We start from the raw sequence: 23,431 nt of genomic DNA on the forward strand, positions 1-23,431 counted from the left end.
AAATATTTAGTCAATGGATTTTCTTTTCGGCTACTAATCGATGAATTGAGAATCTCCGTCGAAAGTATGTCCGGATATCAGGAAAGCCCGGTGCGTTTTGAACGCACCGGGCTGTGGTGCCCCGGGATATTTGCGGTGAGGGTGACGGTTGATGAGGCTCCTACGGAGGAGAGCTGTCCCGGGGTGCCTGGAGCATACCCCGGGTTTTGAGGCCTGGATAAGAATACCCGAACAAAGGGCGGTAAAAGGATGAAATTACCCTGTTGACAGGGGTGAAGCTGTTTACGGTTTTTCACAATTTTTTAAATTGACAGGGGTGTCTATTTAACAAGTGTGCTTCATGCTGGCTTTCACTTCAGGGAAAAAGGAAAGCCATATGAAAAAGAATACACAGGATTCCCGGGTAATGCGGGAGATACTCAAGGCGCCGCGGTCCGGGTGGGCAAAGCCATGGAAACTGGCGCTGGTCCTCGGATGCCTCGCGGTTGTCCTGGCGTGCGTCGCCGCCTGGGGATTGTGGCCGGAGGATGAATATTCCTATGTCACGGTAAGGCCGCATCACGCTCCATTGGTGGTCACGGTTCGGGCCTCCGGGACCCTGGAGCCCATGAACACCGTGAAGGTGGGGGCGGAGCTTTCCGGGACCATCCGCACCGTGCACAAGGATTTCAACGATACCGTGCGCAAGGGCGAGGTGCTGGCCCGGTTCGACGTCACCGAGCTTCAGGCCCAGTCGGACCGGCTGGAGGCGCAGCTGGCCATGGCCGTCGCCAACGAGCGGAGCGGGACCGTGCAGCTCACGGAAGACCGCCGGGAGTATGCCCGAAAAAAGAAGCTGCGCAGCCGGGGCGTGGTTTCCCAGAAGGACCTGGATCTTGCCCTGTATGCGCTTCAACGCTCCGAGGCCGCCTGTTCCAGCCGAAAGTCCGAAGTGCAGGCCGCCCGGGCCGAACTGCGCGAGTTGCAGCACAAGCTGGCCAAGGCCGACATCGTTTCCCCCGTCGACGGGCTGGTGCTGGAGCGGAAGGTCGAGGCCGGTCAGGCCGTGGCCTCCGGGTTCCAGACCCCGGAGTTGTTCATCCTGGTCAGCGACCTGTCCTCCATGAAACTGCTGCTGAATATCGACGAGGCCGACACCGGTCCGCTGCGGGTGGGGCAGGCCGCATCCTTTCGCGTGGACGCGTATCCCCACGCCCTGTTTCCCGCCACCCTGACCAAGCTGCGGTACGCGCCCGAGCGTGACGGCGGAGTGGTGGTCTACAAGGCCGAGTTCGCGGTGGACAATGCCTCGCTGCGGTTGCGCCCCGGCATGACCGCAACCGCCGACATCACGGTGGCCGAGGTGGAGCGGGCATTGGTGGTTCCCAATGCGACCCTGCGGTTTAGGCCGCCAGAAGTCCCTTCTGCCCCGGGGCAGGACCGTTCCAAGGTGGACGGCAAGTCCCTGTGGGTCCAAAACGGCGAGTCCATTGCCGAAGTCCAGGTCCGGACAGGCAAGACCGACGGCCGGTTTACGGAGATACTGGACGGAGTGGGGCCGGAGTCCGAGGTGGTTGTCAGCGCGAGGCGGGTGGAATGATGGAACCGCTCATCTCGCTGAAGGGCGTCGGCCGGGTCTATGGTGCGGGTGAGAATTCCGTGCATGCCCTGCGGGATCTGGACCTCGATATCGCCGAGGGAGAGTTTCTGGCGATCATGGGAACCAGCGGATCCGGCAAGTCCACCACCATGAATATCCTGGGCTGCCTGGACTCCCCCACCTCGGGGAGCTACCGTTTTTCCGGCGTGGAGGTCACCGGCCTGGACCGGGCGCGCAAGGCCAGGCTGCGGCAGCATTGGCTCGGTTTCGTCTTTCAGGGCTTCAACCTGCTGGGGCGCACTTCGGCCGTTGAAAACGTGGAGCTGCCCCTGGTCTATCGCCGCATCGGCCGCAGGGAGCGGCGCGAACGCGCTGTCGAGGCCCTGCGCATGGTGGGGCTTGAAGGCCGCGAAGCGCATACCCCGGCCGAGCTTTCGGGCGGCCAGATGCAGCGGGTGGCCATTGCCCGCGCCCTGGTTTCCGAGCCGCTCCTGTTGCTGGCGGACGAACCCACCGGCAACCTCGACTCGGCCATGAGCAAGGAGATCATGCAGCTGCTTGTCCGGCTCAACCGCGAGCGGGGGATTACCGTGGTCATGGTCACCCATGAGCCGGATATGGCGGAGTACGCCTCGCGTACCGTGACCTTTTGCGATGGGGTTCTGGTGTCCGACTCGGCCCAGGGAGGGATGTCCTGATGTTTACGCAGGCCGTTCTCCTGGCCTTGTCCGAAATCCGGCGCAATTGGCTGCGTTCGCTGCTCACGGTTTTGGGCATCGTCATCGGCGTGGCTTCCGTGGTCGCCATGGTCACCCTGGGGCAGGGGGCCACCAAGCGGATCACCTCCGAGATCAGCGAGCTGGGCGGCAACATGCTTTTTGTCTATCCCGAGGCGGAAAGTGGCGGCGGGTTCTGGTCCAGCTCCATGGGGGCCCCGTTCAAGATGCGGGACGTGGAGGCGATTTTCGATGAAATTTCCGGTGTCCGCCATGTCTCCCCGGTGTCCGCCTTCACGGATGTCGCGGTGAACGGCAACCGGAGCTGGAGCACGGAAATCACCGGGGCCGCCAACGGATACTTCTTCATCCGCAACTTCCGGCTCGGGGATGGGCGTCTTTTTTCCGCCACCGAGGAACGCGCGGGCCAGCCTGTGGTCGTCATCGGCGACAAGGTGCGCGAAAAGCTTTTCCCTGATGCGGATCCGGTGGGAGGCTCGGTCCGGCTGGGCGATTTTTCCTATACGGTCATCGGCGTGCTGCAGGCCAAGGGCAAGGACATGCTCGGCCAGGATCAGGACAACGTGATGGTCATGCCCATGAAGGCGTTGCAGCGCAGGGTCACCGGAAACCGGAACGTGGATTTCATTCTGGTTTCCATGCATAATCCGGAGGAGAGTTCCCGGGTCAAGGACGACATCACCAAGCTGCTGCGCGAGCGGCGGCGCATTCCCGGGGGAAAGAAAAACGACTTCACCGTGGAGGACATGGAAGAGCTTATCCGCACCGTGGGCCGGACCGCCGCGGTGCTGACCGCCTTCCTCGGAGCCATTGCAGCGGTCAGCCTGCTGGTGGGCGGTATCGGGATCATGAACATCATGCTCGTTTCCGTCACCGAACGGACCCGCGAGATCGGCATCCGCATGGCCGTGGGAGCCCAGGAGCGGGATATCCTGTTGCAGTTCCTGGTGGAGGCGGCCACGGTGTCCGTGTTCGGCGGTCTCATCGGCATCCTTCTGGGGCTGGGCGTGCCCCTTGCCCTTTGCCCCCTGCTGAAGGTTCCGTTTGTTTTCGACTGGCGCGCCGTGGTCGGCAGTGTGCTGTTTTCCGGCTTCATAGGCATCTGCTTCGGATTTTTCCCGGCCCGCCGCGCTGCGGCCCTGGACCCCATCGAAGCCCTCAGACACGAATAAGGTATCATGGGACGCAAGAAACTCGATCAGCAAAGAAAGGCGCAGATTCTCGAAGCATTCGGGGCCTGCGTGCTCAAGTTCGGCCTGGACGGCAGCGGCATCAGCGCGGTGGCGCGCGAAGCGGGCCTTTCCCGCACCCTCGTGCACCATTTCGTGGGCACCCGCGACGAGCTTGTCTCTCTCCTGGCCGAGCATGTGCTGCACAGGCATCGTTCCGAGGTGGACGAGTTCCTGACCTGGGCCCGCAAGGGCGTTCCGCTGGTGGATCTGCTGGCCGAGGATTTCGATTTTCCGCAGCAAGAAGGGGTTTCGGAACGGGCCCTGTACGCCATCATGAACACGGCCCGCAGCCAGTACCCGGACATAGACAACGCCTACCGGACCATTCTCGACGACTGGGCGGAAGCCGTCGGTCGGGTCCTGTTCGAGTCCGGACGCGGGCGGGACGAAACCGAATGCCGCTCGACGGCCGTGGTTTTGCTGGCCATCCTGGCGGGATGCGACATGATCCGGGCCCTTCCCGATTTTGAGCTGCATAAAAAAGCATTGAAAAATCAGCTCAAACATGTTGTGGAGTCAGTGCCGGAGCGGTAATTCGGCCATCACACCCATGCAAGGAGATGAAATGAAGAAATATTGCATTGCCGTCTGCATCTGTCTGCTGCTTCTGTCTTCCTTTGGCTGCGCCGAGGAGGAAGGGCCCGCTGAAAAGCTCGGCAAGAAGATCGATACCACGGTCAAGACGACGAAGACCAAGACCCAGAGCGCCCTGGACAAGTTCAACGAGGACGCCAACAATGCCTTCAAGGACGTCAAGAAGAAGGTCAACGAAACCGCCTCGAACATCGGCGACGGCATCAAGGAAGCCGCCGACACGGTTGCCGACAAGGTCGCGGACATCACCGAATAGCCTGTCTGTTGCCGGAACTCATAAATGCGTTGATATTCCGGTGAAAATGCGCAAAATCTAGCCGCAGGAGTGCACCAGTTCCGGGTCGTTTCGACTCGCGTTCGTGCTGTCGCGCCACCACGCCATTCATACCGCCCAAGGGAGGCACTTCGTGAACGTCCGCACCCTGCGAGCCGATATCCTGCTGTTTGTGACCGCCGCCATCTGGGGCTTCGCCTTCGTGGCCCAGCGGGTGGGCATGGACCATGTGGGCCCTCTGACCTTCAACGGCATCCGTTTCGCCTTGGGGGCGGCGGCCCTGGTGCCGCTGATCCTGCGCATGGAAAAGTCCAGGGGCGTGACCGGTTCCCCCGCGCCCGGATCCAGGCTGCTTTGGGGCGGGCTCCTGTTGGGGGTGGCTCTGTTCGCTGGCGCCAGCCTGCAGCAGATGGGCCTGGCCGGCCCCATGCTCGAAGCCTGGGGAACCGAGCCGTCCACCGCGGGCAAGGCCGGGTTCATCACCGGCCTCTACGTGGTCTTCGTGCCCATGCTGGGCCTGCTGTTTCGTCAGAAAACCGGCCTCGGCACCTGGATCGGCGTTTCCCTGGCCGTGGCGGGCATGTACCTGCTTTCGGTCTCGGGCGACCTGACAATAGCCTTCGGCGACCTGCTGGTGCTCGCGAGCGCCTTTTTCTGGGCCGGGCATGTGCTCATCATCGGCTGGCTTTCGCCGGGCATGGATGCCGTGGACGCGGTCAAGCTTTCCTGCGTGCAGTTCGCGGCCTGCGCCGTGCTCAGCCTGGCGGGCGCGGCCATGACCGAGGAGGTCGTTCTGGCCAACGTGCTTTCCGCAGCGGTTCCGATCCTGTATGGTGGCATCATGTCCGTGGGCGTCGCCTACACCCTGCAGGTGGTGGCCCAGCGCAACGCCAACGCCGCCCATGCGGCCGTCATTCTCAGCCTGGAATCCGTGTTCGCCGCCGTGGGCGGCTGGCTGCTTCTGGATGAATTTCTCGGCCTGCGCGCCCTGATCGGCTGCGCCCTCATGCTGGTGGGCATGCTTATTTCCCAGCTGCGTCCCTGAACCGTTTCCGGACCGGTCGCGGCTTTCACACTCTTTTGTATATAATGGTCTTTTTCCCCCGGACCATGTATGAAGGGGGGGATTCTTAACGATTGTCATTCAGGGGCCTGATTCGATGAGACATGCCGTCGCCATACTCGTGTGCCTGGCCGTGTTCAGCACGGCTGCCTTTGCGGCGGTTCCCCGGGTGCTGTTCATCAGCTCCTACGGCCCCACCTTCCCCACCTATCTGGACCAGATCCAGGGAATCCGTTCGGTGCTCGATCCGGCCGGAGTCCTGCTCGATGTGGAATACATGGACAGCAAGCGCCTGTACGACACGCGGCATCTCAAGAATTTCAAGGAGATGCTGCGCTACAAGTTCTCCACGCTGCCCAAGCCCCAAGTGGTGATCACGGCCGACGACAACGCCCTGCGGTTCATCGGCGAGAACCGGCAGGAACTCCTGCCCAACGTCCCGCTGGTCTTTTGCGGGGTGAACAACGAGGCCCTGGCCGTGGAGAGCATGCACTCCCAGGAGAACATCACCGGGGTTCTGGAGAGCATTTCCACACGGGCCACCATCAGCCTGGCCCGCGAGCTGTTTCCCACGGCCCGCACCGTGGCCCTTATCTATGACGGCACCCCCAGCGGCAGGAGCGATTTCAAGCGCGTGCTGCCCATTACCCGGCTTTTCCCCTGGCTCAAGTTCGAGCGTTTCAATCTGGCCAGGATCACCTTTTCCGAGCTTGCGGCCGGTCTGCGGGCCATGCCCAGCGATTCCATCGTGCTGCTGCTTTCGGCCTACAGGGACCGGACAGGGCAGGCCAAGTCCTTTGAGGAGACCCTGCAGCTGATCCGCAAGGCCAGTTCCTGTCCCATCTTTCATCTGTGGCAGCACGGCATTGGGCAGGGGGTGCTGGGCGGGAAGGTGGTCAGCCATTTCAAGCAGGGGCAGTTGGCCGCGGAATCCGCTCTGGCCATCCTCAAGGGAACGCCCGCATCCGCCCTTCCCCTGATCCAGGGAGAGGACGCCAACGCCTACATGTTCGACCAGAAGGAGTTGGACCGGTTCCAGATTCCGGCGGAGGTCCTGCCGGAGCATCGCGTGGTGGTCAATGCCGTTCCGCAAATGCCCGCTCCCGAGAATCAGGCCTACGAGTTCGGCGTCCTGGGGTTGCTGCTTGTCGTCAGCCTCGGGGGCTGCTCCATGTCTGGCGTTCGCGCCGGGACATGTCGAAGCGCCTGGACAAGTGCGAATCGCGTTATCGCACCCAGGTGGATCTTTCGCCGGACGGCATGATCCTGTGCGACAATCATGGCCGGTTGCTGGAGGTGAACCGGGCCGTAACGGCAATGACCGGCTATGCCGAAGGGGAGCTGCTGGGGCTGCCCCTGGTGGATCTGCTGCCCCTGGAGGGGCGGGCGGATTTCATGGCGGGGTTCGATCTTTTTCGCAAGCAGGGTTCCTATGGCGGCGGCATCGCCATCATGTGCAAGGACGGCGGGCTCATCTATGTCCATGTGGACGCCTTCAAACTGGAAGAGGGGCGTTTCATCGGTTTTCTCAAGGACATCACCTCCCGGCGCAACGACCAGATGGCGCTGCGGGAAAGCGAGGAGCGTTTCCGGGCGCTCATCGAGCAGGCCGAGGACGCCATGTTCGTGCACGACATGACCGGCCAGTACATCCTGGTCAACCGGAAGGCCTGCGAGGCCCTGGAATACGCCAGGGAGGAGCTCATGGACAAGACGGTCTGGGACGTGGACCCGTCCACGCCCATCGATGCGGTCAAGACCGTCTGGGCCTATGCCCCCCGCAAGATAGAGACCGAGTACGTGCGTTCCTGCGGGACCATCCTGCCCGTGGAGGTGCAGCTTTCCCGGATCACCTTTGGCGGTCGCGAAGTGGTGCTTTGCCTGGCCCGCGACATCACCGAGCGGCGCAAGGTGGAGCAAAGGCTGCTGCGGGAGTCCCGGGTCAACCTGGCCCAGGCCGAAATCGCCAAGGTGCTGACCTCTCCGGAGTCGAGCATCGAGAACATTGCCGAGGCCGTGCGGCAGCACGCCATGAACATCACCGGCAGCGAGCACGGCTATGTCTCTTCCATAGACCCGGCCAGCGGCGACAACATCGTGCACTCCTTCACCGCCATGATGGACAAGGGCCAGTGCGACGTGCAGCGCAGCTCCTTCCGGTTCGCGGCACACGGCAGCGACTATGCCGCCCTGTGGGGATACGCCCTGAAGGAGCACAAGGGATTTTTCACCAACGATCCGCTCGGGCACGAGTCGTCCCACGGGTTGCCTGAAGGGCACGTGCCCATAGAGCAGTATCTTTCCGCGCCGGCCATGTACGAGGAACAGCTCATGGGCCAGATCGCCCTGGCCAATCCGGGGCGGGAATACACGGAGGAGGATCTGCGCGTGGTCATGGCTTTGGCCGACCTGTTCGCCATCGGCGTGCAGCGCCGCCAAGCCGAGGACGCCCTGGTGGCAGCCAAGGATGCGGCCGAGGCGGCCAGCAAGGCCAAGGGCGAATTCCTTGCCAATGTGAGCCATGAGATCCGCACCCCGCTCAACGGGATTTTCGGCATGCTGCAGCTCATGCAGGCCACCAGCCTGGATCAGGAGCAGGCCGACTATCTGACCACGGCCATGACCTCGGGGCAGAACCTGCTGCGGGTCATCAACGACGTGCTCGATTTCTCCAAGATCGAGGCCGGCAAGATCGAGTTGCAGGAAGAGCGTTTCTCCCTGCGCAAGCTCGTGGCTTCGGTGCACGCCATCTTCAGCACCCAGGCGGCCGAAAAGGGCCTGAGCTTCACCTGGAACGTGGATTCCGACGCCGAGGACACGCTTGTAGGCGACGCGGGCCGGATCCGGCAGATCCTGTTCAACCTGGTGGGCAACGCCATCAAGTTCACCAATGAAGGGGAAATCGTCATCGAGGCCGACACCCTGCCTGAGGTGGGGGGGCGCAACTACGCCAACCTGTTCTTTTCGGTGGCCGATACGGGCATCGGCATCCCCGAGGACAAGCTGGAGCTCATCTTCCGGGCCTTCGAGCAGGTGGACGGTTCCTATTCGCGCAAGTATCCGGGCACGGGCCTGGGACTGGGCATTGTCCGCCGGTTCGTGGAGCTCATGCACGGCCAGATCAAGGTCAAGAGCACCGAGGGCATGGGCAGCACATTCAGCTTCACCGTGAAGGTGGGGGTTGTGGACGAGCAGGACGGCGCGTCCTCAGCATCCCTGGAAGCGCAGCCCGACATGCCCCGGCTGCAGATACTGCTGGCCGAGGACGACCGGGTCAACCGGATCACGGCCCAGCGGCTGCTGGAGAAGCTCGGGCATTCCGTGGTTTGGGTCCAGAACGGCCGTGAGGCCCTGGCGCAAATGGAGAAGCAGGATTTCGACTGCGTGTTCATGGATATTCAGATGCCGCAGATGGACGGTCTGGAGGCCGTTTCCATCATACGGGCCTCAAAGGACCCCGCAACCGCAAGGAAGCCGGTGATCGCCCTGACCGCTCACGCCATGAAGGGCGACAAGGAACAGTTTCTGGCCGCGGGCATGGACGATTACGTCTCCAAGCCCGTGAACAAGGACGACCTGGAGGCGGTCCTGCGGCGCGTGCTGCTCAAGGGCGGTTCGTTCCGGGGGCATGACAGGTAGCTATCTGCCGTTGACCCTCATCCTGCCCACTATCCGTTCGTAGTATTCGGAGTCCTCGTCGATGGACAGGGGGCGTCCCGCCTGTTCGGAAGCCACCTTGAGGCGGCGCATCTGGCGGTATTTGATCTGTTCGTCGGAAAGGTTCTCGAAGAGTTCGGGACCGGAAACATGCTCGCGGTTTTCGGCCTTTTCCTGTGCTTCGCCGGAAAGATAGCCCGCGTTCTTGAGGATGCGGTAGGCCATGCGCAACTCGGGCGGCATGTTGGCCGCCTCGTCGGCGGGCAGTGGCTTGCCCATGCCTTCGAGCCTGTCGAACTTGCCGTCCTTGATGGCGCGCTGGATGTGGTCTTCGGCCACTATCTGGGCAAAGTAGAGCATGTATTCCTGTTCCTCCAATCCGTGTCCGTTGTCAACTCGCCGCCGGTGCAGTATCGTGCACACGCAGAGGGAGGAAATCATGCCGACGGAAATAGCTCTGGAGATACTCAAGGCCTATCGGGACAAGCAGCGGCTTAATCCCGGCGCCCCCCGGTCCACGCTTTTCAAGTATATTGTCTGGGACCGTTTCAAGGGGCGCATGATCATGGAATCGGAGCTGGATTCCATGGCGACCACTTCCACCAGCCTCCAGGAGCTGGCCTACAAGGTCATTGCCCGGGAAAAGCCCCACCTGGTGCGCGACAGCCTGGCCAAGACCGTGGACGACGAGCTGACCAGGTTTTTCGAATTGAATGCGCCCGAGGAACGCAGGATCTTCTAAGCGGGGCGTTGCCCTGTCTTTCATGCTTATCAGGAAGGCCCGGCGACCATGCAGGTCGTCGGGCCCTTTTTTATAAACAGGTTGTTATCGAAGCTTACCGCATGGCGTACCGCTCGATCTGCGCCTTGTACGCCATGACGCCCTTGACCAGTCCCCGGGCCAGATAGGTGAGGTAGGTCTCGCTCTGGAGGCGTTTGTTTTCAGTGTAGTTGGTCAGGTAGCCCAGCTCAACGAGTACCGAAGGCATGGTTGCGCCCATGAGCACATAGAACGGAGCCTCGCGCACGCCCATGTCCTTGAGCCGGTATTTGCGGCGCACCTCGCGCAGGGTCTGCGTCTGCAGGCCCTTGGCCAGGTCGCGGCTTTCCTTCATCTTGGAATTCACGGCCAGGTCGGCCAGGATGAACTGAAGATCGCTGATGCTTCGCGGGTCCACCGCGTTTTCACGCGCTGCCACTCGCACTGCGGCATTGGTCTTGGCAAGGTTCAGGGTGTAGATCTCCAGGCCGTTGATCTGCTTGCTGCGGTTGGCGTTGCAGTGGATGGAGATGAACATGTCGGCCTTCTTGACGTTGGCCAGGGCCGTGCGTTCCTCCAGGGCCAGGAATTTGTCCGTGGTCCTGGTGTAGATCACATTGAAGCCCTTCTGCCTGAGCTGCTCCCCGAGAAGCTTGGCGAACCGCAGGTTGACGTCCTTTTCCCTGATATTGTAGGCGCGCGCGCCCGGATCCTTGCCGCCGTGCCCCGCATCGATCATGATGGTCTTGATGGTCAGGCCCAGCTGTTCCACCAGGTCGCCGGAAAGTCGTTTGCTCTTGTAGGAGGGCTTGAATTTGCCCGTGACATTGGTCTTGGTCCGGGTGGTCTGCTTGGGGCTGGCCACGGCCTGTTCCTGCGCCTGGGAGGCGTCCGGGGAGTAGACGTCGACGACGATGCGGAACGGGTTCTGGAGCGGAAAGACCTTGTAGTCCTGCATGGTCAGGAAGTCGAGCACCACGCGGGTGGTCTGCTTGTCCTTCTGCCCGCTGCGGATCTGCTTGAGGATGCCGTCCGAAACATTGGTGGCGCGGTCCACGCCGTTGCCCAGGTGGGTTTTGTTCAGGTCGATGTACAGGCGGTGGGGACGGTTGTGCTCGGGTGCGGGCTGGAGCATCTTGTAACGGAAGCTGGTCTTGCCGTCCATTTCCAGGACCACGCGGGTGTATTCGTCGCTGCTGGTGTAGCGGATGTTGTCCAGATGCTGGAAATTGGGCGGGTCAGTGTGTCCGTTGCCGTTGCTGATCACGGGCGCGGGCGTGGCTTTTGCGGTGGGAGCGGGTTTTCGGGGTGCGGCCTTGCCGGAGGCCTCGGCCACGAATTTGTCGTAGTCTCCCATTTTCTTGAGCAGTGCCCTGGCCTTGGGGGCCATGTCCGACTGGGGATACTTGACGATGATGGTGGCCAGGTCCCGCCGGGCGTTGGTCCATTCGTTGAGCCGCTTGTAGCGCACTTCGGCCCGCAGGTAGATGCAGTCGTCGGCCCAGCCATGCTTGGTGAAACGGCTTGCGCAGCGGCTGTAGTAGTCCACGGACTTGCGGAAATCGGACTTGAGGCCGCTATGAATCCCCAGTTCTTCGTAGGTCCGTCCCAGATAGTAGAGGGATTTGGGCGCGTAGGGGCCGTCGACATCCCTGCGGTAGATGGCGGAAAATTGCTTTTCCACCGCCAGCCAGTTGGAACGGTAGCGGGCCCTGGAACGGTTGTCCTTGAGGCTGTGGAAATCCTTGTACGCCTTGTTGAAGAGGGCGCTTGTGGAGGCGGCCTGCGCTGCGTGGGGCTGGCCGAGGAAAAGGATGCACAGCAGAAGACCGATGCTGAAGAGTGTTATCTTTCTTGTTTTATTCACAGTAATATGGGGCTTGGCGCTGGGTCGCCTTGGGTTTTCGTGTTGTTTTTTCGGGGGAAGCGAAAAAAGCCTACGTCCGTGCTGTATTTTTCAGAAAAATCTAAAAAAAGTCCAGAAACAATTGGAGAGGGTGTTGACAATCAGGTGGCCGTGCCTGTGCGCAGCCATTGGGCCCAGTCCGGGCGGCCGTTTGTCCGGGCCATTTCGGCGGCGGCCGACCAGTCGTATTTTGTTTGCACCGGGGTTGCCTCCCAACCGTCTTCCTGGGGGGTGATGACGGCGTATCGGGCATGCGGGCTGCCCGAGCTCATGACGTGGGGCGGCTCGTCGTCGCTGTATGCCGGAAGGCCCACGCTGCCCGGATTGACCACGGTGAGTCCTGCGCATCTGGCCACGCGCTGGATGTGGCTGTGCCCGCAAAGAACCAGGGACGGCCGCAATGGGCCCATGGATTCGGCGATCTCTCCGCAGGAACGCTGCTCAGGCCGCCCCCGGGAAACATCCTCGGTCAGGTAGGCACAGTCGTCGCCCGGCGCACCGTGGCAGCAGAGGATGGCGTCCGGGTGGAGCCAGTGTTCGCTCTTCAGGCTCGCCAGCCAGTCCAGGGCCTTTCCGGAGAGGTTGTCCATGGTGTGGCGGTAGGTGGGAATCCCCTCCAGCTCGGGGGATGGGGCAAGCAGTATGCGGTCCTGGTTGCCGAGGATGGAGACGATTTCCTTTTGCATGATCAGGGTTTCGGTTCCGGCGGGGTCCAGCGGGCCGTAAAAGGTGTCGCCGAGATTGACGATGGTCTCGATGCCCCTTGACCGGATGTCCGCCAGGACGGCCTCCAGGGCCAGGGTGTTGCCGTGAATGTCGGCGAGAACCGCAAAGGGGCGGGGGGCGATGGGGATATTCATGGAGACGAGTATTCATGACTTTGCCGGGACTGGCAACAAGGCGGTGGCATTGCTTGGAGATTTCTTGTAATTCATAAGTACAAACCATCGCAGGGCTAAAGGGAACGAATGGTTGAGCAAGAGAACCTCCTTGTCGTGAACATCTCGGACATGAAGATCTCAAAGGATCCGAATGACGTGGTGGTGACCTATTCGCTGGGCTCCTGCCTGGGGGTGACGGCCTATGATCCCCGGGTTCAGGTGGGCGGTCTGGTCCACTGCCTGCTGCCCCGCGCTTCGGCCGCCCGCGAAAAGGCCCGGCAGAATCCCTACATGTTCGTGACCACGGGTGTCCCCCTCATGGTGCGCAATCTCATCCAGAAGGGGGCCGCAGTGGAGCGGCTGATCTTCAAGGCCGCGGGCGGGGCCAACATGCGTAACGACGACATGTTCCTCACGGGCCAGCGCAATTTCGAGACCCTGCTCCGCCTGCTGGAGCGCAACAATATCAAGCTGACCGCCCAATCCGTTGGCGGCACCATTCCCCGCAGCATGTTCCTGCACATCGATACCGGGCGGGTCTTCATCAAGTCCCTGGGCCAGGAATCCGAACTATAGATCGATCCGATTCAAATTCTCAGTTTGACAATCATTCTCTTGGCGCGATACGAATTTCTTTCGCTAAGAAAAAATTATCAAACTGAGGAGTTGCTTTGCCAGACCAGAACACGCCGCCACGTGTCATAGACACCTATGTGCCCCTTGTGGAGTTTCTCGGGGGCTTTCTCGGGTCCAATTGCGAGGTGGTCCTGCACGACACCTCCACCAAGGAGAAATCCGTGCTGGCCATCGCCAATAGCCATATCACAGGCCGCAAGGTGGGCGCGCCGCTCACGGACCTGGCTCTCAGGTTCGTGGTGGAGAAGGAGTATGAGCACCGCGACTGGGTCATGGGGTACATCACCCGGTCCAAGGACGACCGCCCCTTGCGTTCGGCCACCTTTTTCATCCGCGACGCCGACCGCGAGCTCGCGGGCATGCTCTGCCTGAACATGGACGTTTCGGACGTGGTCAACGCCCGGGACATGCTGGAGCGGGTCATCCAGACCATGGGGCTGGACGACGCCACGGTCAAGGACACCTTCGACCACAGCGAGACCTTCTCGGACTCCATCGAGGGCCTCACCGAAAATCTTATCGTTCAGGTCGTCAATGGTGCGGAGATCCCGCCCGAGCGCATGACCGCCGCCGAAAAGATGGATATCGTCCGTACCCTGGACGAACGCGGCGTGTTCCTGCTCAAGGGGACCGTGGCCGTTGTCGCGGATCAGCTTGCCTCGTCCGAGGCCACCATCTATCGATATTTGCAGAAGATTCACGGGTAGCCCTTTTTGTGTGATAAAAAATTCTCACATTGTGAAGAAAATCTATTGACGTAATATTTTTTTCGCAATAGGAGAGAATTTCCTCAGGCGCCGGAGCCCTGTCCGGCGCCTGAAATATCACATGCACAAGGAGGCGTTATGCCCACTCCCATCAGTACAGAAAAAGCACCCGCCGCGGTCGGTCCCTATTCCCAGGGGATGATCAGCGGCAACATGGTGTTCACCTCCGGTCAGCTGCCCATCGTGGCCGAGACCGGTATCATGCCCGAAACCATTGAAGAACAGGCCAAGGCTTCCCTGGAGAACGTCAAGGCCGTGCTCGAAGCCGCCGGATCCTCCATGGGCCGTGTGGTTAAGACCTCCGTATTCCTCAAGAACATCACCGACTTTGCGGCGGTCAACGAGGTTTACGCCACCTACTTTGGCGAGCCGTTCCCGGCCCGCAGTTGCTTCGAGGTTTCCTGTCTCCCCAAGGACGCTCTGGTTGAAATCGAAGTTATTGCTGAAAAGTAGTTGATCACGGGTCCCTGCGTGCAGGGGCCCTTTTTTACAACCCCACACATAAAGGAAACACCACCATGTCCAACGGATCCAAGCGCAAAGGCGAGTTCGGTCTCATCATTCAGCTGGTCATCGGCATCGTGGCCGGCGTCGTCATCGGGCTCATGGCCAATGAAGCGGCCATGGAAGTCGTCGCCACCATCAAGCACCTCCTCGGCCAGTTCATTTTCTACACCGTGCCCCTGGTCATCATCGCCTTCATCGCCCCGGCCATCACCCGCCTGGGCCAGAACGCCAGCAAGATGCTCGGCGCGGGCGTGTCCATTGCCTATCTTTCCGCCGTGGGCGCGGCAACCATGGCCTGCGTGGCCGGGTACATGATCATCCCGCATCTTTCCATTGCCTCGGAGATGGAGGGCCTGAAGGAAATCCCCAAGGTGGTCTTCCAGCTCAACATTCCGCCCATTATGCCGGTCATGACCGCCCTGGTGACCGCTATCATGCTCGGTGTTTCCACCCTGTGGAGCAAGGCCAAGACCTTCGAGAAGATCCTCTGTGAATTTGAAGGCATCATGATGCAGGTGGTCACCAAGATCGTCATCCCGGTGCTTCCCTTTTTCATCGCCGCCACCTTCGCCGGCCTGGCCTATGAGGGCAGCCTGACCAAGCAGCTTCCGGTCTTCCTCCAGGTCATCGCCATCGTTCTGGTGGGCCATGGCGTGTGGCTGGCCGTGCTCTACACCCTCGCGGGCATCATCTCCGGCCGCAACCCCATGGAAGTGCTGCGCCACTACTCCCCGGCCTACCTGACCGCCGTCGGCACCATGTCCAGCGCCGCAACCCTGCCCGTGGCCCTGGAATGCGCCTCCAAATCCAAGGTGCTCGGCCGCAACACCGTTGAATTCATGGTTCCCCTCGGAGCAACCATCCACCTGTGCGGATCCGTACTCACCGAAACCTTCTTTGCCATGACCATTTCCCAGATCCTGTACGGCACCCTGCCCGAACTGAGCACCATGATGCTGTTCATCGTTCTCTTCGGCGTGTTCGCCATCGGCGCTCCCGGCGTCCCCGGCGGCACTGTCATGGCTTCCCTGGGCATCGTGGTGGGCGTGCTCGGCTTCGACCCGGCGGGCGTGGCCCTACTGCTGGCCGTGTTTGCCCTGCAGGACAGCTTCGGCACCGCCTGCAACGTCACGGGCGACGGCGCGTTGGCCCTCATGCTCGAAGGCTTCTTCAACCGCAGGGGACAGCTCGACAAGAGCGTTTCCGCCTGCGCAACCTCCAGCAACGAGTAAGACGAAATGTATAAAGCTGAATGGAACGACTTCATTGCCCTGTTGAACAGGGAGGTCGTGCCCGCGCTCGGATGCACCGAGCCCATCACCGTGGCCCTGGCCGCCGCCCGCGCGGCCGAGGCCCTGGGCCGCACGCCGGAAACCCTGGACGTCAAGGTCAGCGGCAACCTGCTCAAGAACGGCATGGGCGTGGGTGTGCCCGGCACCGGTATGACCGGGCTGGACATCGCCGCGGCCGTGGGCGCGCTCGGCGGCAAGGCCGATCTCTCCCTGGAAGTGCTGCGCGACCTCACCCAGGAACAGGTGGCCGCAGCCAAGGACATGCTCTCGGAAAAACGGGTCCAGGTGGGCCTGGCCGAAACCGAGGAGCTGCTCTATGCCGAAGTGACCGCCCTGGCGGGAGCCGATTCGGCCCGTTGCGTCATCGCCCGCGAACACACCGCCGTGGTGCGTGTGGAGCGTAACGGCATGGAGACCTTCTCCGCGCCGCTGCCCGGCGAATCCGGCGAGGAGGAGGCCTGGCCCCTGAGCATGGAGAAGATCCACGACTTCGCGGTCAACGCTCCCTACGAGAAGCTCTCCTTTATCCTTGAGGCCGCCCGCCTCAACGAAGCCATTGCCGCGGAAGGCATGTCCCACGACTGGGGCCTTCGGGTGGGCAAGTCCATGGATGAGGATATCCAGCAGGGCCTGCGCGCCGACGACATTGCCTCCTTCGCCATCAGGATGGCCGCAGCCGCCTCGGACGCGCGCATGGACGGGATCATGCTTCCGGTCATGAGCAACTCGGGCAGCGGCAACCAGGGCATCACCGCCACCATTCCGGTGGTGGCCTTTGCCCGCAGGCTGAAGGCGGACGACGAGTCCCTGGTTCGCGCCCTGATCATGAGCCACCTGACCGCCATCCATCTCAAGCACCACCTGGGCCGCCTTTCGGCCTTGTGCGGCGCCATCCTGGCGGCCACCGGATCCAGCTGCGGCATGGTCATGCTTATGGGCGGTGGCTTCAAGGAGATCTGCTTTGCCATCAGGAACATGGTGGGCAACATCGCGGGCATGATCTGCGACGGAGCCAAGAATTCCTGCGCCCTGAAGGTTGCCTCCGCCGTGGAAGCGGCCGTGCATGCGGCCTTCCTGGCCAAGCGCGGCACCGCAGTGAGCGGCCGCGAGGGCATCGTCTCCGACGACATCGAGGCCTGCGTGCGCAACCTCGGCCGCCTGGGGGCCTGCGGCATGGTCCAGACCGACCAGGTCATCCTGGACATCATGGTCCACAAGCAATAAGGCCGCATCCGAGCCATCACATACAATAAAAAAAGGCGGGGCATTTGCCCCGCCTTTTTCGCGTTTTGTTGCTTGTGCCTACTTGCGGTAGGCCTTCTTGATGAAGATGGGCTTGGAGGGCACGTCCTGCATCATGCCGCTGCGTTCGGTCGGCACATGGCAGATTTTGTCCACCACGTCCAGTCCTCGGATGACCTTGCCGAACACGGCGTATCCGAAGGTCTGCCCATCGTTGCCCGTGTGGTCGAAGGGCGTGTTGTCACGCACGTTGAAAAAGAACTGGCTGGTGGCGGAATCGATGTCGTTGGTGCGGGCCATGGCAATGGTGCCGCGCTTGTTCTTCAGCCCGTTGTCCGCCTCGTTCTTGATGGGCGCGAAGGTGCGCTTGCGTTCCAGGGGGTACATGTAGCCCCCGCCCTGCACGATGCCCATGTCCCGGTTGTCGATCACCCGGTGAAAGACCGTGCCTCGGTAGAATCCGGTATCCACGTATTTGAGGAAGTTCTTGACGGATTCGGGGGCGTTTTTCTGGTCCAGCATGACCACGATCTGCCCCATGCTGGTTTCCAGGACGACCACCGGGTCGGCTCCCGCCCTTGCCGGGGCGTCGAGAAGGGGGGCGGCCAGGCAGGCCACGGCCACAAGAAGCGAAGCGCAAAACGAATAGACGTATTTCATTGGATACCTTCCATTTTTAAGTGTGGGGCCGACTATACGGAAAACAGGATTTCCCTGCAATGCCGCTTCTTGACGCAATGGAATCCATGGTTTATCACGCCGTTTCCGATATCGTAATTTGCGGGCGTTTATTCTCGTATATTGGATTTTTTAATGAAGTTCATTAAAAAAACTGAAGAGAGGAAAGGAAGAAAGACAGAAGCCGCTTGCGTGCCCGGTGATTCCAATGAGGGAAGGGGCGCGGGGCCGAGCGCTTGTGTGGCCCGTTTTCTTCAACCCTGCACCGGAAGAGGGGTGCAAAGACCAACCAACATTGAGGGGTGTCTGATGGTTCGGCGATATTTCGCTCTGCTCGCGGTGGCGGCCCTGGCCGTTATCGCATTCTCCTGTCCCGCTCTTGCTGCCGACTCCAGCAAGGGGGCTGAAAACGCACAGATCTACGGAATGCTCACGCTCATTCCGCCCGTGGTGGCCATCGTGCTGGCTTTCATGACCAAGAACGTGGTGCTCTCCCTGTTCCTGGGCGTCTTTTCCGGCTGCTTCATGCTGGAGTTCAAGGGCTTTGACCTCTATTCCGCCTTTGTGGACGGCTTCCTGCGTTTGTCCACCGAAATTCTCATGTCCCTGGCCGACTCCTGGAACGCGGGCATCGTTCTCCAGTGTCTGGCCATCGGCGGGCTCATTGCCCTGGTTTCCAAGATGGGCGGGGCAAAAGCCATTGCCGAGGCCCTGGCCAAGCGCGCCCGGACCCCGCGCAGTTCCCAGTTCGTTACCTGGCTCATGGGCCTGTTCATCTTTTTCGACGACTACGCCAACTCCCTGACCGTTGGTCCGATCATGCGTCCGGTCACCGACAAGATGAAGGTCTCCCGCGAAAAGCTGTCCTTCATCATCGACGCCACGGCCGCGCCCATCGCGGGCATTGCGCTCATTTCCACCTGGGTGGCCTACGAAGTGGGCCTGATCCGCGACGGCTACGAGGCCATCGGGGTTTCCACCAACGCCTACGGCATCTTCGTGGAAACCATTCCGTACCGCTTCTACAACATCTTGATCCTGTTCTTCATCATCTGTACCATCTGGATGCTGCGCGAGTTCGGCCCCATGTGGAAGGCCGAGAACCGCGCCCGCACCACGGGCAAGGTCATGGCCGACGAAGCCAAGCCCATGGCCTCGGAAGAGGCCACCGGACTGGAGCCCGGTTCCCACGTGAAGCTGAGTGTCTGGAACGCCATCATTCCCATCGGCACGCTCATCGTGGCCGCGTTCCTGGGTTTCTACTTCAACGGCTACAACGCCATCATGGGCGGCGAAGACAAGGCGCTCATGGACCTGCTCAACAATTCACCCATGTCCTTTACGGCCATGCGCGAGGCCTTTGGCGCGTCCGACGCCTCCGTGGTCCTGTTCCAGGCCGCGCTCATCGCAGGCATCGTGGCCATGGCCATGGCCGTGTTCCGCAGGATTATGCCCGTGAAGGACGCCATCGAGACCTGGGTCACCGGCATCAAGTCCATGAACATCACCGCCGTGATCCTGCTGCTGGCCTGGTCCCTGTCCGGGGTGATCAAGGAGCTGGGTACCGCCGCCTACCTGGTGAACATCCTGTCCGACGCGCTGCCCGCGTTCCTGCTGCCGAGCATCATCTTTATTCTCGGCTCCATCATCTCGTTCGCCACCGGCACCTCCTATGGCACCATGGGGATCCTCATGCCCCTGGCCATCCCCCTGGCGTTCGCCCTGAACGCGGACCCCAACTACGTGATCATGAACGTGGGGGCCGTGCTTACCGGCGCCATCTTCGGGGACCACTGCTCGCCCATCTCGGACACCACCATTCTGTCCTCCATGGGGTCGGCCTGTGACCATATCGACCACGTCAAGACGCAGCTCGCCTATGCCGTGGCCGTGGCCCTTATCTCCATCCTGTTCGGCTACCTGCCCGCAGGGCTCGGCGCGCCCATCATCGTGGTGCTGCCCCTGGGCTTCGTGGCCGTGGCTCTCGCCGTCCGCTTCCTCGGCAGGCGCGTGGAAGCCTAGAGCGCTGTTCAAGCAGAATTCAAGGCCGGCCGGGGAAACCCGGTCGGCCTTTTCTTGTGTTCAGGGAAAGGACGGGGAGGCTGGTCGCAACTGGATGAATTTCAGGCTCGAGAAAGTGATGTCTTCGGTGTATGCCCCAGTCAGGGAACAAGCCATCCCGTATAGCGATTTGTTCTCAGGAGCCAGCTCGCGCCGAGGGCCAGGGCGGTCACAATCATGGTCCAGAGGGGGATCATGATGATGGGGTGGAAAAAGTAGAGATCATAGGCGCGTATCGGCCACAGAAAAACAGGGTGCAGCAGGTAGATCCCAAGGCTGTGACCACTCATGAACGAGCAGAATTCAAGCTGTTTTGGCTTCATTTTTCCTGCCCAATAACGCCCGATGGCGAACACCATGCCCGCCGTGAATACGGTATTGATTGTTTTGTATGAGAGCCAACGGCCAAAGACGTATTGCGCCTCTGCCAGGCTTTGGGAAATGACCATGTAGTCGGTCAGGATCAGGGAAATGCATCCGGTAAGTATGAGCAAGGGGACGGGCGGCCATTGCAGCCGGTAAAGGCAATATCCGAAGAGCAGATATCCGGAGTAGAGCAGCAGGGGGGAGCTCCAGAGACCGTCAATCCTGAGCAGGAACAATATTGTAAGCAGCAGCCATATGCAGGTCAGTCCAATGAGTATGCCTGGTCTGCCGTGCTGTGTCAGGTGGCGGAGAAAGGGAACAATGAAATACAATGGGATGAAGTAATAGAAAAAACCAAGGTGATAATAGGCTTCGTGGTGGGAATGTTTACGAGTGTCTCCCGGAAGATGTCTGCCGAATACCCGGTCGGGCTTACCCCGGAGAGCCATGCGTAAAAAATGGACCACGCCAGGAAGGGAACGAGAACCTTTCTGAGGCGGCGTTTGAAAAAGTATCCGATGTTGAATTTTCTGGTGTCCGACAACATCAAGGCACCGGTTATCATGATGAATACCGGGACAGCCCAGCGGCTGAGGGTGTTGAATGTCGTTGCCGTTTCCCAGGCGCCATTGGAGATGTTGTTTATCTGTTCACGGTACGGCCCCAAAACATGAATGACAACGACGGCCACCGCCGCCATGCAGCGCAGAAGGTCCAGATATGCTATTTTTTTGCGCACGGAATATTTACGTAATGTTTGGGCGTTGGTGAAAGGTTTCAGCATTCTTCTGATACCAGTTGCGTGGGAGAGGCGGCCACCCGCTTGGCTGGTTTTGTCTCACGAAATGCTTGTGCCACAGGGCCTGAGTCGGCCTGAGTGTTTTTCTGCTTACAATAACGCCGTTTTTCGCACAGAACGCTTTATTTATTCGAGAGTCGGCTGTCCCAAAAGAGGGGGACGTAGGGCGGCAGGCGGGTGAGGTGGGAATTGTTTTCGGCAACGCTTTTCTCTGTCTGCCTATTCCCTGAAGTCCGGTGAAAAGTGCGGCGGCGGGCCGTCGGGTGCGCCGTTTCTCTTGCCCTGCCAGATGTCGTGTTGTTCAAGGTGGCTGCGCAGGGCGTTGTGCACCTCGCGTTTTTCCCCGGCCCAGTCCGGGGTCAGGAGCTCTCCTTGCGCCGGGTCGCCGTTGAGTCGGTGCACCACGGTCGCGGGGGAGAGGAGCATGAGCGCCTCGCCGAGCCATTGGCAGTACTCGTCACGGGTGAGGGGAGCATAGCCGCCGTCCTTCCAGAGTTTGGCGAGACGGGTGCCCTTGCAGACGTACAGGTTGTGGAACTTGATGCCGCGCACGGGCAGGGCGTTGACGAACTCCACGGTCTCCAGCAATTCCTTTTGGCCCTCGCGCCCGGCGGGTGAGGGCAGTCCGGCAATGACGTGGGCCACCACATTGAGGCCCAGGTCCGAAGCCTGGCGCGCGGCCCGCTCGAAATCGGCCACGCCGTGTCCCCGGTTGATGTGCCGCAGGGTGTCGTCGTGGGCGGTCTGCAGGCCCAGCTCCAGGAAGATTTCGTCCAAGTCGAGCTTTTCCTTTTGGGAAGCGATCAGCTCAAGCTTGGCGCTGTCCAGGCAGTCCGGACGGGTGCCGATGCTCAGTGCGGCGAGACCTGGCAGATTTTCCAATTGGGAAAGCGTGTCCGCAATCCGTTCCAGGGGGCCGTAGGTGTTGGTGTAGGACTGCAGATAGCCGATGAACAGGTGGGCCTTGTAGCGTTTGGCCTGCTGCCCGGCCCAGTGCGCCCACTGGGCTCTGAGGTCGCTGCCCTGGCGGAGCATGCCCGACCCCGAACCCGACGGGTTGCAGAAAATGCAGCCCTCCCGGGAAAGGGTTCCGTCCCGGTTGGGGCAGTCGAACCCCGCGTCCAGGGGAATCTTCTGGACGCGCTCGCCAAAGCGCTGCCGCAGGGCCGCATTGAGGGAAAAATAGCGATACATGGAATATTTTATGTAGAAATTGTCTAGAATGTGCTCTCGTGCTATTGCCTGCCTACGTCACATTTGGTACCAAACCTTCAATGAAGCTGTAATCTAGCCCAATACACGCCACTTTGAAAGCGGCTTGAAATATCGAAATTCGCGAAACACAAAGAGGGATTGATGGGAAGCCTGCTGAATAAAATCCTCGGTTCATTCTCCAATGACCTGGCCATCGACCTGGGAACCGCCAACACCCTTGTCTATGTGAAAGGCAAGGGTGTTATGCTGAGTGAGCCGTCCGTGGTGGCGGTCAAGAAGGACGCCCGAGGCGGCAAGACCGTCCTGGCCGTGGGGGCCGAAGCCAAGAAGATGCTTGGCCGCACCCCGGGCAACATCGTTGCCATCCGCCCCATGAAGGACGGCGTCATCGCCGACTTCGAGGTCACCGAAGCCATGCTGCGCCATTTTATTTCCAAGGTGCACAACAGCCGCCGCCTGGTCCGTCCGCGCATCATGATCTGCGTGCCCACGGGCATCACCCAGGTGGAGAAACGCGCGGTCAAGGAAAGCGCCCAGTCCGCAGGGGCGCGTGAAGTATATCTCATTGAGGAGCCCATGGCCGCAGCCATCGGCGCCAACCTGCCCATAACCGAGCCCACCTCCAACATGGTGGTGGACATCGGCGGCGGCACCACGGAAATCGCGGTCATCTCCCTGTCCGGCATCGTTTATGCGCGCAGCGTGCGCATCGGCGGGGACAAGATGGACGAAGCCATCATGCAGCACGTGAAACGCAAGTACAACATGCTCATCGGCGAATCCACCGCGGAAATGATCAAGATGACCATCGGTTCGGCCTATCCGCAGGGTTCCGAGGAACCCGAGATGGAAGTCAAGGGCCGCGACCTGGTCACCGGGATCCCCAAGAACCTGACCATCACCTCCGAGGAAATCCGCGAGGCCATTTCCGAGCAGGTGGACGGTATCGTGCAGGGCGTACGCATCGCCCTGGAGCAGACCCCGCCGGAACTGGCCGCCGATATCGTGGACCGAGGCATCGTGCTCACGGGCGGCGGCGCGCTGCTCAAGGGCCTGGACCTGCTGCTGCAGCATGAAACCCAGCTGCCCATCACGGTTGTGGACGATCCCCTGACCGCAGTGGTCATCGGGGCGGGCAAGGCACTGGACAACGTGGAAGTATACAAGGACATCACCACGGACTAG

At 61.0% G+C, this 23,431-nt stretch carries 23 protein-coding genes; 16 read left to right on the forward strand and 7 right to left on the reverse strand.

Going from position 1 to position 23,431, the window contains the following annotated elements; translation table 11 throughout:
• Positions 1 to 376: 376 nt before the first annotated feature.
• From FGL65_RS04070 to FGL65_RS04105, 8 genes are all read left to right on the forward strand, one after another.
• The gene (locus FGL65_RS04070; RefSeq protein ID WP_187170528.1) at positions 377 to 1,579 is read left to right on the forward strand and encodes an efflux RND transporter periplasmic adaptor subunit; all 1,203 of its coding nucleotides are present in this window, start codon (positions 377 to 379) and stop codon (positions 1,577 to 1,579) included.
• On the forward strand, positions 1,576 to 2,277 hold the full coding sequence (locus FGL65_RS04075) for an ABC transporter ATP-binding protein (protein WP_147819783.1): 702 nt from the start codon (positions 1,576 to 1,578) through the stop codon (positions 2,275 to 2,277). Before FGL65_RS04070 ends, FGL65_RS04075 begins: the two co-directional genes overlap by 4 nt.
• The gene (locus FGL65_RS04080; protein ID WP_147819784.1) at positions 2,277 to 3,488 is read left to right on the forward strand and encodes an ABC transporter permease; all 1,212 of its coding nucleotides are present in this window, start codon (positions 2,277 to 2,279) and stop codon (positions 3,486 to 3,488) included. Before FGL65_RS04075 ends, FGL65_RS04080 begins: the two co-directional genes overlap by 1 nt.
• Before the next feature lie 6 nt (positions 3,489 to 3,494).
• On the forward strand, positions 3,495 to 4,082 hold the full coding sequence (locus tag FGL65_RS04085; RefSeq protein WP_147819785.1) for a TetR/AcrR family transcriptional regulator: 588 nt from the start codon (positions 3,495 to 3,497) through the stop codon (positions 4,080 to 4,082).
• Between the two features lie 31 nt (positions 4,083 to 4,113).
• A complete protein-coding gene (locus FGL65_RS04090; protein WP_147819786.1) occupies positions 4,114 to 4,398 on the forward strand; it encodes a YtxH domain-containing protein in 285 nt (94 codons plus the stop codon).
• Between the two features lie 151 nt (positions 4,399 to 4,549).
• On the forward strand, positions 4,550 to 5,461 hold the full coding sequence (locus FGL65_RS04095; protein WP_147819787.1) for a DMT family transporter: 912 nt from the start codon (positions 4,550 to 4,552) through the stop codon (positions 5,459 to 5,461).
• Between the two features lie 115 nt (positions 5,462 to 5,576).
• Complete coding sequence (locus FGL65_RS04100) at positions 5,577 to 6,743, forward strand: ABC transporter substrate-binding protein (protein ID WP_147819788.1); 1,167 nt, start codon at positions 5,577 to 5,579, stop codon at positions 6,741 to 6,743.
• On the forward strand, positions 6,674 to 9,118 hold the full coding sequence (locus FGL65_RS04105; RefSeq protein ID WP_147819789.1) for a PAS domain S-box protein: 2,445 nt from the start codon (positions 6,674 to 6,676) through the stop codon (positions 9,116 to 9,118). The genes FGL65_RS04100 and FGL65_RS04105 overlap by 70 nt, the downstream gene beginning before the upstream one ends.
• Here FGL65_RS04105 and FGL65_RS04110 read toward each other — a convergent pair whose 3' ends face one another.
• Positions 9,119 to 9,514, reverse strand: a complete 396-nt coding sequence (locus FGL65_RS04110; protein ID WP_187170529.1) for a DnaJ family domain-containing protein — start codon at positions 9,512 to 9,514, stop codon at positions 9,119 to 9,121. It lies immediately after the preceding gene.
• Between the two features lie 61 nt (positions 9,515 to 9,575).
• Here FGL65_RS04110 and FGL65_RS04115 point away from each other — a divergent pair, with 61 nt between their 5' ends.
• Positions 9,576 to 9,878, forward strand: a complete 303-nt coding sequence (locus FGL65_RS04115) for a hypothetical protein (RefSeq protein ID WP_147819791.1) — start codon at positions 9,576 to 9,578, stop codon at positions 9,876 to 9,878.
• Positions 9,879 to 9,972: 94 nt separating this feature from the next.
• Here FGL65_RS04115 and FGL65_RS04120 read toward each other — a convergent pair whose 3' ends face one another.
• Entirely contained in the window at positions 9,973 to 11,763 is a 1,791-nt protein-coding gene (locus FGL65_RS04120; protein WP_187170530.1) for an N-acetylmuramoyl-L-alanine amidase, read from the reverse strand.
• A 140-nt stretch (positions 11,764 to 11,903) separates the two neighbouring features.
• Positions 11,904 to 12,662 (reverse strand): metallophosphoesterase family protein, encoded by a 759-nt coding sequence (locus tag FGL65_RS04125; protein WP_147819793.1) that lies wholly within the window; start codon positions 12,660 to 12,662, stop codon positions 11,904 to 11,906.
• A 108-nt stretch (positions 12,663 to 12,770) separates the two neighbouring features.
• Here FGL65_RS04125 and FGL65_RS04130 point away from each other — a divergent pair, with 108 nt between their 5' ends.
• From FGL65_RS04130 to FGL65_RS04150, 5 genes are all read left to right on the forward strand, one after another.
• Positions 12,771 to 13,259 (forward strand): chemotaxis protein CheD, encoded by a 489-nt coding sequence (locus FGL65_RS04130; RefSeq protein WP_147819794.1) that lies wholly within the window; start codon positions 12,771 to 12,773, stop codon positions 13,257 to 13,259.
• A gap of 95 nt (positions 13,260 to 13,354) precedes the next feature.
• Positions 13,355 to 14,026: a helix-turn-helix transcriptional regulator gene (locus FGL65_RS04135; RefSeq protein WP_147819795.1), complete on the forward strand. Its 672-nt coding sequence runs from the start codon at positions 13,355 to 13,357 to the stop codon at positions 14,024 to 14,026.
• Between the two features lie 138 nt (positions 14,027 to 14,164).
• Positions 14,165 to 14,539: a RidA family protein gene (locus FGL65_RS04140; protein WP_147819796.1), complete on the forward strand. Its 375-nt coding sequence runs from the start codon at positions 14,165 to 14,167 to the stop codon at positions 14,537 to 14,539.
• Positions 14,540 to 14,604: 65 nt separating this feature from the next.
• Positions 14,605 to 15,825, forward strand: a complete 1,221-nt coding sequence (locus FGL65_RS04145; RefSeq protein WP_147819797.1) for a dicarboxylate/amino acid:cation symporter — start codon at positions 14,605 to 14,607, stop codon at positions 15,823 to 15,825.
• Between the two features lie 6 nt (positions 15,826 to 15,831).
• On the forward strand, positions 15,832 to 17,109 hold the full coding sequence (locus FGL65_RS04150) for an L-cysteine desulfidase family protein (RefSeq protein WP_147819798.1): 1,278 nt from the start codon (positions 15,832 to 15,834) through the stop codon (positions 17,107 to 17,109).
• A gap of 78 nt (positions 17,110 to 17,187) precedes the next feature.
• Here the strand turns inward: FGL65_RS04150 and FGL65_RS04155 are convergent, their stop codons facing one another.
• Positions 17,188 to 17,787, reverse strand: coding sequence for a peptidylprolyl isomerase (locus FGL65_RS04155; RefSeq protein WP_147819799.1), 600 nt, complete (start codon positions 17,785 to 17,787; stop codon positions 17,188 to 17,190).
• Between the two features lie 327 nt (positions 17,788 to 18,114).
• On the opposite strand from FGL65_RS04155, the gene FGL65_RS04160 reads away from it, so the two are divergent.
• Entirely contained in the window at positions 18,115 to 19,827 is a 1,713-nt protein-coding gene (locus tag FGL65_RS04160) for a Na+/H+ antiporter NhaC family protein (RefSeq protein ID WP_147819800.1), read from the forward strand.
• A gap of 140 nt (positions 19,828 to 19,967) precedes the next feature.
• Here FGL65_RS04160 and FGL65_RS18380 read toward each other — a convergent pair whose 3' ends face one another.
• The 3 genes from FGL65_RS18380 to mnmL all read right to left on the reverse strand — a co-directional run bounded on the left by FGL65_RS18380 (position 19,968) and on the right by mnmL (position 22,225).
• The gene (locus tag FGL65_RS18380; RefSeq protein WP_348981309.1) at positions 19,968 to 20,564 is read right to left on the reverse strand and encodes an acyltransferase family protein; all 597 of its coding nucleotides are present in this window, start codon (positions 20,562 to 20,564) and stop codon (positions 19,968 to 19,970) included.
• A complete protein-coding gene (locus FGL65_RS18385) occupies positions 20,531 to 21,016 on the reverse strand; it encodes an acyltransferase (protein WP_222705792.1) in 486 nt (161 codons plus the stop codon). Before FGL65_RS18385 ends, FGL65_RS18380 begins: the two co-directional genes overlap by 34 nt.
• A 234-nt stretch (positions 21,017 to 21,250) precedes the next feature.
• Positions 21,251 to 22,225, reverse strand: coding sequence for a tRNA modification radical SAM protein MnmL/YtqA (gene mnmL, locus FGL65_RS04170; protein ID WP_147819801.1), 975 nt, complete (start codon positions 22,223 to 22,225; stop codon positions 21,251 to 21,253).
• 162 nt (positions 22,226 to 22,387) lie between these two features.
• On the opposite strand from mnmL, the gene FGL65_RS04175 reads away from it, so the two are divergent.
• Positions 22,388 to 23,431, forward strand: a complete 1,044-nt coding sequence (locus tag FGL65_RS04175; RefSeq protein ID WP_147819802.1) for a rod shape-determining protein — start codon at positions 22,388 to 22,390, stop codon at positions 23,429 to 23,431.

The sequence above is a fragment of the Salidesulfovibrio onnuriiensis genome, from assembly GCF_008001235.1.
Taxonomy (GTDB): domain Bacteria; phylum Desulfobacterota; class Desulfovibrionia; order Desulfovibrionales; family Desulfovibrionaceae; genus Pseudodesulfovibrio; species Pseudodesulfovibrio onnuriiensis.

Coding starts and splice junctions, on each gene's coding strand:
- FGL65_RS04150 (WP_147819798.1), top strand. CDS start 15,832: ATGTATAAAGCTGAATGGAACGACTTCATTGCCCTGTTGAACAGGGAG.
- FGL65_RS04155 (WP_147819799.1), bottom strand. CDS start 17,787: ATGAAATACGTCTATTCGTTTTGCGCTTCGCTTCTTGTGGCCGTGGCC.
- FGL65_RS18385 (WP_222705792.1), bottom strand. CDS start 21,016: ATGCTGAAACCTTTCACCAACGCCCAAACATTACGTAAATATTCCGTG.
- FGL65_RS04175 (WP_147819802.1), top strand. CDS start 22,388: ATGGGAAGCCTGCTGAATAAAATCCTCGGTTCATTCTCCAATGACCTG.
- FGL65_RS04100 (WP_147819788.1), top strand. CDS start 5,577: ATGAGACATGCCGTCGCCATACTCGTGTGCCTGGCCGTGTTCAGCACG.
- FGL65_RS04125 (WP_147819793.1), bottom strand. CDS start 12,662: ATGAATATCCCCATCGCCCCCCGCCCCTTTGCGGTTCTCGCCGACATT.
- FGL65_RS04160 (WP_147819800.1), top strand. CDS start 18,115: ATGGTTCGGCGATATTTCGCTCTGCTCGCGGTGGCGGCCCTGGCCGTT.
- FGL65_RS04090 (WP_147819786.1), top strand. CDS start 4,114: ATGAAGAAATATTGCATTGCCGTCTGCATCTGTCTGCTGCTTCTGTCT.
- FGL65_RS04130 (WP_147819794.1), top strand. CDS start 12,771: ATGGTTGAGCAAGAGAACCTCCTTGTCGTGAACATCTCGGACATGAAG.
- FGL65_RS04140 (WP_147819796.1), top strand. CDS start 14,165: ATGCCCACTCCCATCAGTACAGAAAAAGCACCCGCCGCGGTCGGTCCC.
- mnmL (WP_147819801.1), bottom strand. CDS start 22,225: ATGTATCGCTATTTTTCCCTCAATGCGGCCCTGCGGCAGCGCTTTGGC.
- FGL65_RS04075 (WP_147819783.1), top strand. CDS start 1,576: ATGATGGAACCGCTCATCTCGCTGAAGGGCGTCGGCCGGGTCTATGGT.
- FGL65_RS04105 (WP_147819789.1), top strand. CDS start 6,674: ATGTCGAAGCGCCTGGACAAGTGCGAATCGCGTTATCGCACCCAGGTG.
- FGL65_RS04070 (WP_187170528.1), top strand. CDS start 377: ATGAAAAAGAATACACAGGATTCCCGGGTAATGCGGGAGATACTCAAG.
- FGL65_RS04080 (WP_147819784.1), top strand. CDS start 2,277: ATGTTTACGCAGGCCGTTCTCCTGGCCTTGTCCGAAATCCGGCGCAAT.
- FGL65_RS04085 (WP_147819785.1), top strand. CDS start 3,495: ATGGGACGCAAGAAACTCGATCAGCAAAGAAAGGCGCAGATTCTCGAA.
- FGL65_RS04115 (WP_147819791.1), top strand. CDS start 9,576: ATGCCGACGGAAATAGCTCTGGAGATACTCAAGGCCTATCGGGACAAG.
- FGL65_RS04145 (WP_147819797.1), top strand. CDS start 14,605: ATGTCCAACGGATCCAAGCGCAAAGGCGAGTTCGGTCTCATCATTCAG.